This is a genomic window from Lentzea sp. NPDC051213, from assembly GCF_044455585.1.
GTDB lineage: Bacteria > Actinomycetota > Actinomycetes > Mycobacteriales > Pseudonocardiaceae > Lentzea.
This window is the reverse complement of sequence record NZ_JBITEX010000002.1, coordinates 1,126,961-1,137,711: the sequence shown is the minus strand read 5'-3', so window position 1 is coordinate 1,137,711 and position 10,751 is coordinate 1,126,961. Positions and strand designations below refer to the sequence as shown.

At 69.1% G+C, this 10,751-nt stretch carries 7 protein-coding genes; 5 read left to right on the top strand and 2 right to left on the bottom strand.

Features of this window, described 5'->3' with window-relative positions; all coding sequences use genetic code 11:
- Positions 1–109 precede the first annotated feature (109 nt).
- From ACIA8G_RS11975 to ACIA8G_RS11965, 3 genes are all read left to right on the top strand, one after another.
- Positions 110–2,227, top strand: coding sequence for a hypothetical protein (locus tag ACIA8G_RS11975; RefSeq protein WP_396418381.1), 2,118 nt, complete (start codon positions 110–112; stop codon positions 2,225–2,227).
- A gap of 19 nt (positions 2,228–2,246) precedes the next feature.
- Entirely contained in the window at positions 2,247–4,550 is a 2,304-nt protein-coding gene (locus tag ACIA8G_RS11970; protein ID WP_396418380.1) for a glycosyl hydrolase family 95 catalytic domain-containing protein, read from the top strand.
- Positions 4,551–4,648: 98 nt separating this feature from the next.
- Positions 4,649–5,134, top strand: coding sequence for a hypothetical protein (locus tag ACIA8G_RS11965; RefSeq protein WP_396418379.1), 486 nt, complete (start codon positions 4,649–4,651; stop codon positions 5,132–5,134).
- Here ACIA8G_RS11965 and ACIA8G_RS11960 read toward each other — a convergent pair.
- Positions 5,131–6,129, bottom strand: coding sequence for a LacI family DNA-binding transcriptional regulator (locus ACIA8G_RS11960; protein WP_396418378.1), 999 nt, complete (start codon positions 6,127–6,129; stop codon positions 5,131–5,133). The two genes, ACIA8G_RS11965 and ACIA8G_RS11960, sit on opposite strands and share 4 nt — an antisense overlap.
- A gap of 115 nt (positions 6,130–6,244) precedes the next feature.
- Between ACIA8G_RS11960 and ACIA8G_RS11955 the strand changes: the two genes are divergently transcribed.
- Together ACIA8G_RS11955 and ACIA8G_RS11950 are read left to right on the top strand one after the other, a co-directional pair.
- Positions 6,245–8,128, top strand: a complete 1,884-nt coding sequence (locus ACIA8G_RS11955; RefSeq protein ID WP_396418377.1) for a discoidin domain-containing protein — start codon at positions 6,245–6,247, stop codon at positions 8,126–8,128.
- Between the two features lie 78 nt (positions 8,129–8,206).
- Positions 8,207–9,982: a ricin-type beta-trefoil lectin domain protein gene (locus ACIA8G_RS11950; protein WP_396418376.1), complete on the top strand. Its 1,776-nt coding sequence runs from the start codon at positions 8,207–8,209 to the stop codon at positions 9,980–9,982.
- A 50-nt stretch (positions 9,983–10,032) separates the two neighbouring features.
- Here ACIA8G_RS11950 and ACIA8G_RS11945 read toward each other — a convergent pair whose 3' ends face one another.
- Positions 10,033–10,641: a response regulator transcription factor gene (locus ACIA8G_RS11945; protein WP_396418375.1), complete on the bottom strand. Its 609-nt coding sequence runs from the start codon at positions 10,639–10,641 to the stop codon at positions 10,033–10,035.
- Positions 10,642–10,751: the final 110 nt, after the last annotated feature.

Below are 10,751 nucleotides of genomic sequence, written 5' to 3'. Positions count from 1 at the left end.
ATCACAACGGGATGGGCGCCCCGGTGAATACTTAATTTAGTATTTATTCTTGACGAGGTTGAGCGGCCCACGCATGCTGAGGGCCCCTCAATGACGAGAGGTACCGGGTATGCCGAGAACCTTGCTCACCGCGGCCATCGCCCTCCTGCTGCTGGCACCCCCTGCCGCCGCAGCACCTTCCGTGCTGACCGAGCACGCGGGCGTCGACCAGGGCGCGCCCACCTACTACGACTCAGGCATCGCACGTACTCCGTACATGGGGTGGAACTCCTATTTCGCCGTGGGGGCGGCGTCGGAGGAGAAGGTGCTCGGGGTCGCCGACCACCTCGTCAGCAGCGGACTGGCGAAGGCCGGCTACGACATCGTCTGGATCGACGGCGGGTGGAACGCGAGCCCGCCGCGTGACGGCAGGGGTTCGCTGTTGCCCGATCCGGCGCGGTTCCCGTCCGGGTTCACCAAGCTGGTGGACACGTTGCACGGCAAGGGGTTGCGCGCGGGCATCTACACCGACGCGGGCGCGTCGGACGGCAAGAACTGCGCCGCCGGTAGCGGTGGCGGCTACTACGAGGCGGACGCGAAGCAGTTCGCCGGGTGGAAGTTCGACGCCATCAAGATCGACTTCCTGTGCGGGATCGCGCAGAACATGGACCCGGCGGTCGCCTTCACCCAGTTCTCGGCGGCGGTGCAGAAGGCCGGCCGCAAGATGATCCTCAACCTCTGCAACCCGGTCACCGACGAGTGGAACGTCCCGCACCGGTGGGACCAGACCGCCTACGTCGCCTACACCTACGGACCGCGCGTGGGTGACTCGTGGCGCACGTCGACCGACGTCGCGTTCGGCACGCCGTACGAGGGCATCTGGCGGGACGTGCTGCGGAACATGGACCGCAACCTCTACCGGCCCGCCGCGCAGGGACCCGGTCACTACAACGACCCGGACTACCTGATCCCGATGCGCAAGACCGAGCAGGGCACGTACGAGCTGAACGAGGAGGAGTCGACCTCCCAGCTCGTCATGTGGTCCGTCATGGCCTCGCCGCTGATCATCGGCTCGGACCCGCGCACGCTGCCGCCGTCGATGATCGAGACGCTGAAGAACCCGGAGATCATCGCGGTCGACCAGGACCCGCTGGCGATCCAGGGCGTCCGCGTCGCGGGCGGCAACAACGTCGACGTCTACAGCAAGGTGTTGTCCGGCAAGGGTGAGCGCGCGGTCGCGGTGCTCAACCGCAACGACGCGCCCGCCGAGTTCACGGTGAACTTCGCCGACGCCGGCCTCAAGGGCACCGTCGCGATCCGCGACCTGCGCGCCCGTGCCGACCGGGGCACCGCCACCGGTTCCCACACCGTCACCGTGCCCGCGCACGGCACCGCGTTCCTGAAGCTGCGCGGCGAGTCCGCCGTGCCCGGCACCGACCTGGGCGGCGACACCTCGGCCAGCCCGGCGCTCGTGCGGTGGGACGACCAGAACTCCGCCGTCTTCGCGCGGGACAAGAGCGGCCGGTTGCAGCAGCGGTCGCAGGTCGGCGGCGAATGGCGCGGCTGGGTCACGCTCGGCGGCCCGAAGAACGGCCAGATCCTCGGCCAGCCCTCCGCGTTCGCGAGCGCCGGTGGCCGGATCGACCTCTTCGTCCGCGGCACCGACAACGTTGCCTACCAAAGGACCTACGCCAACAACCGGTGGGGCGGCTGGACCTCGCTCGGCGGCACGCTGACCGACTCCGTGTCGGTGGCGTTCACCGGACCGGACAGCTGGAACCTGTTCGGCCGCGGCGCCGACGGTCGCGTCTGGACGCGGGACAGGACGAGCGGCTGGACCTCGGTCGGCTCGCCAGGCAACCAGCAGATCTACGGCAGGCCCTCGGCGGCGACCGTCGCCTCCGGCACGTTCGTCACGGTCCGCCTGCAGGACGACTCCGCCTGGTACCGGCGGCGCACCGCGAACGGCTGGTCCGCGTGGACCTCGCTGGGCGGCGTGATCAGCGGCAGCCCGACCGCGCTCGCCAACGGTGACAAGGTCAGCGTCTTCGTCCGCGGCAGTGACTACACGTTGTGGCAGCAGGACCTCGTCAACGGCGCGGGCACCTGGTGGTTCAAGCGCGACCAGTTCAGCAGCAACGCACTGACCGGCGCGGTCGGCGCGGCGGCGGGAACCGGCGGTACGGCCTGGGTCGCGGTACGCGGCCCGGACAACGCCGTGCACCTGTCCACCCTGTCCGCTTCCTGACCCGCTGAGGAGCACAACGATGTCTTCCCGTCGCGCCTTCCTGAAGGCTTCCGGGGCGCTGGGGCTGGGCGCACTCGTCCTGCCTGCGTTCACCGCACACGCCGCTCCCGAGCGGCCGTACGGAAACCCGCTCAACACTTCTCCGACGACCCTCTGGTACCCCGCTCCCGCCGACGAGGCGAAGATCATCGAGCAGGGCCTGCCGATCGGCAACGGGCGCCTCGGCGCGCTCGTCGGCGGCGGCGTGGAGAAGGACTTCCTGTACCTGACCGATGTCACGCTGTGGACCGGCGAGCTGAACGACGCGCTCGACGGTGACGGCCAGTTCTCGTACGACCCCACGCACTTCGGCACGTTCTCGTTGCTGGCCAAGCTGTACGTCGACGTGCCGGGCCACGCGGGTGCCACCGGTTACCGCCGCGCGCTCGACCTGAGCAACGGCATCGTCACCACGACGTACACGCACGGCGGCAAGCAGTACCGGCGCGAGATCTTCGCGAGCCACCCGGACGACGTGGTGATCGTGCGCCTCAAGGGCCCGAACCAGACCGGCACGATCAACCTGGCCGGTGCGCACGGCGAACCGGCGGTCGGCGACGCACCGCACACCGCCGCGGTCTTCACCGGCTCGTTCGCGAACAAGCTCGCCTATAGCGGTGTCGTGACCGCGTTCAGTCCTGATGGGACGGTCGCGGTCTCCGGCTCCCAGCTCACCTTCACCGGGTGCTCGGACCTGGTGATCGTCTTCTCCGGCGGCACGAACTACGTGCCGGACGCCGCCGCCGGCTTCCTCGACCCGCTGGTGGAACCCGCCGCCATCGCCCTGGGCAAGGCGGCGGTGCGCGCGAGGGCCGACGCCCTGCTGCACACCCACGTCGCCGACTACCGCAAGCGCTACGACCGCCAGCGCGTCGACCTCGGCCGATCCACCGACGCCCAGCGCGCGATGGACACGTGGACCCGTTTGCAGGCAAGGGCTTCGAGCACGGTTCCCGACCCCGAGCTGGAGGCGAGCTACCTCCAGTTCGGCCGGTACCTCACGATCACCGGCTCGCGCGACAACCTGCCGCTGAACCTGCAGGGCCTGTGGCTGTCGAACAACAACCCCGACTGGTACAGCGACTACCACACGGACATCAACGTCCAGATGAACTACTGGCTCGCCGGCCGGGCCGCGCTGTCCGACAGCTTCGAGGCGTTCTCGGACTACTGCCTCGCGCAGCTGCCCGCGTGGTCGAACCAGACGCAGGCGTTCTTCCAGGACTCGCGCAACAGGTTCCGCAACACCAACAACCGGGTCGCCGGGTGGACGGTCGCCTTCTCCACCAACATCTACGGCGGCAACGGCTGGTGGTGGCACCCGGCGGGCAACGCGTGGCTGTGCCAGTCGCTGTTCGAGCACTACGAGTACACGCTCGACCGCGACTACCTGGCCAAGATCTACCCGTTGCTCAAGGGCGCCTGCGAGTTCTGGGAGGCACGGCTCGTCGAGACGCCGCAGGGCCTGGTCGACGACCACGACTGGTCACCCGAGCACGGCCCGCAGGACGCGCGCGGTATGTCCTACGCGCAGGAGATCGTGCACGACCTGTTCGGCAAGTACCGGATCGCGACCGACGTGCTGCGCCGCGACCAGTCCTACGGCCGTCGCGTGTCGGCGTTGCGCGACCGGCTCTACCTGCCGGTGGTCAGCCCGAAGACCGGCATGCTGCAGGAGTGGATGTCGCCGGACGACCTCGGCGAGACCACGCACCGGCACCTGTCGCCGCTCGTCGGGTTCTTCCCCGGCGACCGCATCGCGCACGACAAGTCACCGGCGGCGTTGCTCGACGGCGTGCGGAAGCTGCTGATCACCCGCGGCATGGAGAGCTACGGCTGGGGTCTCGCCTGGCGGGCGGCGTGCTGGGCGCGCCTGCGTGACGCGGAGAAGGCCTACGAGCTCGTGCTCAAGGTGATCCGGCCGTCGATCAGCTACTCGAACGGCACGGCGCCGAACTTCTTCGACATGTACAGCTTCGGCGACCGGTCGATCTTCCAGATCGACGCGAACCTCGGTGCGCCGACGGCGATGCTGGAGATGCTGCTGTACTCGCGGCCGGGCGTGATCGACCTGCTGCCGGCGCTGCCGTCGGCGTGGAAGACCGGCTCGGTCACCGGGATCGGTGCGCGTGGCGGGTTCAGCGTCGACCTGGAGTGGCGGGACGGCAAGGTCACTCGCGCGGTCGTGCGCAGCGTTGGTGGTACCGAGACCGAGGTGCGGGCCGGGCGCTGGTCGAAGAAGGTCAAGCTCCGGAAGGGGCAGTCGGTGACGCTGCGGCCGTGACGTGAGTCGATCGGTGCCGGGGCGGTCGTGCGCCTCGGCACCGGTCACGTCGCTGAAATCGCCATCCCGCGCCCCGGTTGTGCGGAAGAATGATCATCATGCCGACCGACCGCTCATGGAGCCGCAACGAGTGGGCTCGCAACGAGGCCGAACTCGCTGTCGAGACCGTCGCAACGCTGGACATGGACGCCGCAGAACAGGCGTTCCACGCGGAGCCCGGGGAGTTCGCGGACAAGCTGATCGCGGCCGTCCGCGCCGCCACGCTCGCCGCGCTGGAGTACGAGACCGAGAAACACCTCCGGATCCCGGAGAACCCGGAATCGCTGACCGTCGCCGCCCTCGACGCGATGGTCCGCCCGTTCCGCACCAGGTTCCTGCGCTCTCAGCTGTCCAAGCCGGAACTGATCGCCGAGCTGGCGTCGATCGATCGTCGTCAGCGCAGGCACGCCGAGTGGGCGCCGTTCGAGCTCGTCGACCCGCTGCCACCACCTCCCGGCCCGTCCCGCCATCTCAGGACGCAGGAGGACCGTGACCGCAAGACCGACTACGAACGGTTCCGCGCGAAGTACGTCGAGGAGCTTTAGGCCGTAGAGCCGCGGATCACCAGGGTGGTCGCGAGCTCGATGTGCAACGCCTCGGGCTCGTGACCGTCCAGTACCCGCATGAGCTGGGCAACAGCGATCCGCCCCATCTCCTGCAACGGTTGCCGCACCGTCGTCAGCGGCGGATCGGTCGCCTCGCTGAGCTCGATGTCGTCGAACCCGGCCACGGACAGGTCGTCCGGCACCCGCAGACCACGGTCCCGCGCAGCCTGCATCGTCCCCACGGCCACCTTGTCGTTGAAGCACACGATCGCGGTCGGCCGCGGGACGAGGTCGAGCAGCTCGGCCGCCGCGCGCTTGCCCGCCGCGGTCGTGGGCTCGACGTGCCGCACGCGGTCCGGAGTCAGGAGGACGCCGGCCTGCGCGAGCGCGGTGCGATGGCCGGCCAGCCGCGCGTCGCCCGCCAGCCACTCCTCCGGTCCCGCGATCACGCCGATGTCGCGGTGGCCGAGTGAGATCAGGTGGTCCGCGACCGCCCGTGCCCCCGACGAGTGCGCGGCCGAGACGGCGGCGATGTCCGGTGGCGGGGGCGTGCGGGGATCGACCACGACGAACGGGAAACCGGCCCGCGTCAGCGCGACCAGTTCGTCGCCCTCCTCCGGCGGCAGGATCAGGATCGCCGCGTCCACGTCCTGCTGGCCGGGCAGGCCGCGCAGCGCGTCGCTGTGCTGGCCGGACTCCCCCGCGTCCAGCAGCAGGCGCAGGCCGTGCAGCTTCAGCGCCTCCGCGATCGACGAGACGATCAGGCCGAAGTAGTCGCTGAGCACGTACGGGCAGCGGACGTACACCGTCCTGGTCCGCGTCGGCCTCTCCTGACTGCGGCGTTCGACCGCCTGCAGCACCAGGTCACGGGTCCTCTGCGCCACGTTGACGTGATCGTTCAGGACGCGGGAGACGGTCGCGATCGAGACACCGGTCTCCGCGGCGATGTCCCGGAGGCTGGCGCGCTGTTTCACCTGCTCGATCTTGCGTTGCACCAGGTCAATGTACCGGAACTAGCCCAAAGCATTGACGCTCGAAACACCGGGGTGTTTCATCCTGAAAAGATTGTGTTTCACAGTGATGAACCGCGTTACATCCCGAAGGACGGCGATGAGACGAACTGCGATCGTGGCTCTGACCCTCGGCCTCACCGCCGTGCCGGTGGCGGAGGCCTCCGGTGGACGGGATGTGCAGGCGCGGGTGTGGGTGACCACGCCCGACCGCGCCGAACTGCTCCTCGAGCGCCCGCGCGTCACGTTCGGCACGACCGCCTCGACGCACCCGACGATCGTCGTCGACCCGGATCGCAGGTACCAGACCGTCGACGGGTTCGGCGCGTCCATCACGGACTCGTCGGCCGCCGTACTGGCGGGCCTTGCGCCCGCTGTGCGCGCGGAGACCATGCGCAAGCTGTTCGACCCGGTGCGCGGCATCGGGGTGAGCTTCCTGCGCCAGCCGGTCGGTTCGTCCGACTTCACCGCCGCGGCCGAGCACTACACCTACGACGACGTCCCGGCGGGCCAGACCGACTTCGCGCTCCAGCACTTCACCATCCGGCACGACGAGGCGAAGATCCTGCCGTTGCTGCGCGAGGCCAAGAAACTCAACCCCCGCCTGAAGGTCATGGCCACGCCGTGGAGCCCGCCGGCGTGGATGAAGACGAACGACTCGCTCGTCGGCGGGCGGCTCAAGGACGACCCGGCCGTCTTCGACGCCTACGCGCGCTACCTGGTGAAGTTCGTCCAGGCGTACACGGCCGCGGGTGTGCCGATCGACTTCCTGTCCGTGCAGAACGAGCCGCAGAACCGCAAGCCGGACGCCTACCCCGGCATGGACATGCCCGTCGCGGACCAGCTGAAGGTCATCGAGCGGCTCGGACCGAAGCTGCGGGCCGCCAGCCCGCGCACGAAGATCCTGGGCTACGACCACAACTGGGCCACGCACCCCAACGACGTGCCGCCGCCCGGCCAGAGCCCCGAGAACGACTACCCGTACCAGATCCTGCGCAGCGACGCCGCGAAGTGGATCGCGGGTACCGCCTACCACTGCTACTTCGGCAACCCGAGCGCCCAGACCGCGTTGCACAACGCCTTCCCGGACAAGGGCATCTGGTTCACCGAGTGCTCGGGTTCCAAGGGCGCCACCGATCCGCCCGCCAAGGCCTTCAGCGACACGTTGCGCTGGCACGCCCGCAACGTCGTGCTCGGTACCACCCGCAACTGGGCGCGCAGCGCGGTGAACTGGAACATCGCGCTCGACAGCACCGGCGGCCCGCACAACGGCGGCTGCGGCACGTGCACCGGCCTCGTCACCGTCCAGCCGGACGGCTCGGTGCGCACCGACGCCGAGTACTACACGATCGGCCACCTGTCGAAGTTCGTGAAACCGGGTGCCCGCCGCATCGCCAGCACGTCCTTCGGCACCACCGGGTGGAACGGCCAGATCATGGACGCCGCGTTCCGCAACCCGGACGGCTCCACCGCGCTGGTGGTGCACAACGAGAACGACGATCCGCGCACGTTCGCGGTCAACGTCGGCGAGCGCACCTTCGAGTACACGCTGCCCGGCGGCGCGCTGGCCACGTTCACCTGGCCGGCCAGTGCGAAGCTGCGCGGCAAGCTCGACTTCGTGCCGCTCACCGGTGCCACCGCGACACCGGACGCGGCGCTCGCCGTGGACGACGACGCCTCGACGCGCTGGTCCAGTGGCGCGGCGCAGGCTCCCGGCCAGCACGTGCAGGTCGATCTGGGCCGGCGCACGGAGTTCCGCCGGGTCGCCGTCGACAGCGGCGGCAATCTGGGGGACTACGCCAGGAACTGGGAGCTCTCGGTCAGCGACGACGGCACGCGGTGGCGCACCGTCGCCAGTGGAGCCGGCACCGGCCAGCTGACGAACATCGACCTCCGCCGCACCAAGGCCCGGTTCCTGCGCATCACGTCCACCGGCAGCGCGACCAGCTGGTGGAGCATCGCCGATATCCGTCTCTACGACTAAAAACACATAAACGGGCGCCCAACCCTGCAAGGAGCGCTTATGTCCCCTAGAAAACGCCGTTGGCGCAGCGTTGCGCTCGTGGCGGCCATCGCGGCCGTAGCGGCGGGAACCCAGCTGGCCACCCCGGCCACGGCAGCCACCGCCGCGAACGTGTGGCTGACCACCGCGGACCGCTCGAACCTGTTGCGGCAGCAGTCTGACGTGTCGTTCGGGTCCGGCGGCAGCGGTTCGGTGATCACGGTCAACCCGAACACGACCTACCAGTCCATGGTCGGGTTCGGCGCGTCGTTCACCGACTCCGCCGCGTGGAACATCTTCAACTCGCCGCGCCGTGACGAGATCATGAACGCGCTGTTCAACAAGACCACCGGCGTCGGCATGAGCTTCCTGCGCCAGCCGATCGGCGCGACCGACTTCTCCCGCAGCTTCTACACCTACAACGACGGCGCGGCGGACCCGACGCTGTCGCGGTTCTCCGTGGCGCACGACAACGCCTACATCCTCCCGCTCCTGCGGCAGGCCAAGCAGCTCAACCCGCAGGTGACCGTCATGGGCACCCCGTGGAGCGCCCCGGCGTGGATGAAGACCAGCAACAACCTCATCGGCGGTTCGTTGCAGGACAGCCGGATCGGCGTCTACTCCGACTACCTCGTCAAGTTCACCCAGGCCTACGCCGCGGCGGGCGTGCCCATCGACTACCTCAGCGTGCAGAACGAGCCGAACTTCGAACCGCCGGGCTACCCCGGCATGCGGATGTCGGCGCAGCAGCAGGTGAACGTCATCAACAACCTGGTGCCGAAGCTGCGCGCGGCCGGGCAGAACGCCCGGCTGCTCGGCTACGACCACAACTGGGACGACACGAACTACGCGCAGGTCGTGAACAACGGCGCCGGCGGCAACGTCGCCGGATCGGCGTGGCACTGCTACGGCGGCAACCCGAGTGGACAGTCGGTCGTGCGCAACGCCCAGCCGAGCAAGGAGATCTTCTTCACCGAGTGCTCCGGCACCTCGTCCGGCACCGACGCGGCGACGTTCCGCGACACGTTGCGCTGGCAGGGCATGAACCTCGCGATCGGCACCACCCGCAACTGGGCCCGCAGCGTCGCGATCTGGAACCTGGCCCTGGACAACAACCACGGCCCGGTCATCGGCAGCTGCGGCAACTGCATGGGCGTCGTCACGACCAACGGCAGCAACGTGACGTACAACGCCGAGTACTACGTGCTCGGGCACCTGTCGAAGTTCGTGCAGCCCGGCGCGGTCCGCATCGACTCGACCGGGTTCGGCGACGGCGGCATCCAGAACGTGGCGTTCCGCAACCCGGACGGCCGGATCGTGCTGGTCGCCATCAACACCGGTGGCACGCAGAACTTCCAGGTCTCCTACGGCGGCCAGACGTTCGGCTACAACCTGCCGGGCGGGGCGATGGCGACGTTCACCTGGCCGGGCACGCTCGACCCCGGTCAGCCCGGCCGGACCGGCGCGATCACCGGCCTGGGCGGCAAGTGCCTGGACGTCACGAACGGTTCGACCACGAACGGCAACCAGCCGCAGATGTGGACGTGCACGTCCGGCCCGAACCAGCAGTGGACCCTCGCCGCCGACGGCACGGTCCGCGGCCTGGGCAAGTGCCTCGACGTGACCGGCAACGGCACCGCGGACGGCACAGCGGTCCAGCTGTGGGACTGCTTCGGCGGCGGGAACCAGAGATGGACGGCCGTGAACGGCACGCTGGTGAACGTCGGTAGCAACAAGTGTCTCGACGTGATCGGCAACAACACGGCCAACGGCGCCAGACTGCAGATCTGGTCCTGCTCCGGCGGGGCCAACCAGAGGTGGACCGTCCCCGCGTAGTTGTCAGGCAGGCAGGCCGGTGTCCGCGTCAGCGGCACCGGCCTCGCGTGTCAGATCAGCCCGGCCCGCATCGCGTACACGACGGCGTGCAGCCGGTTGCGCAGGTTCAGCCTGCTCATGACGCCCTGGATCACGTACTTCACCGTGCGTTCCGAGTAGCAGAGCGAGTCGGCGATCTCCCCGACGCCCAGGCCGTCCGCCATCAACCGCAGCACGTCCACCTCGCGCGCCGTCAGACCGGACCGGTTGACCCCGAGCGGCGCGATCGCCTCGCGCTGCAACTGTTTCACGCGCTTGAGCAGCTCACCGACCTGCGCCGGGGACAGCACGCCACCACCGGCCGCGGCGATCCGCACGGTCTGCGCCAGCTGGTCGGTGGTCGCCGCCACCCGCGGCAGAACGGCCACCACGTGGTGCTGCACGGCGACGGCCAGGTCCGGTTCGGCGACCTCGTCGGCCACCAGCACCACCGGCGTGCTGTGCTCGGCCGCGCACCTGCGCAGCGCGGCCAGCACGTGCTGCGAGAGCCGATCGGTCACGACCACCACGACATCGGGCTCGACGGCGTCGTCGAGCACGTCCATGTCGGCGCACTCTTCTAGCTGCCGCATCACACCGGCCTTGCTGATGTGATCTGTGGAACGCACCAGGATTTGCACGAACTCATCGTGGGCAGCCGATCTCAACGAGCACTGGCCCGCGTTCTCCACACGATCTCAAGACTTTCTCAATGCCGAGATCCACGCGCTGGAAAGAAAGTCCAAACAAG

What these genes read in the sequence shown, in the direction of transcription:
- ACIA8G_RS11955 (WP_396418377.1), top strand. Translation starts at nt 6,245, where the DNA reads ATGAGACGAACTGCGATCGTGGCTCTGACCCTCGGCCTCACCGCCGTG.
- ACIA8G_RS11970 (WP_396418380.1), top strand. Translation starts at nt 2,247, where the DNA reads ATGTCTTCCCGTCGCGCCTTCCTGAAGGCTTCCGGGGCGCTGGGGCTG.
- ACIA8G_RS11975 (WP_396418381.1), top strand. Translation starts at nt 110, where the DNA reads ATGCCGAGAACCTTGCTCACCGCGGCCATCGCCCTCCTGCTGCTGGCA.
- ACIA8G_RS11965 (WP_396418379.1), top strand. Translation starts at nt 4,649, where the DNA reads ATGCCGACCGACCGCTCATGGAGCCGCAACGAGTGGGCTCGCAACGAG.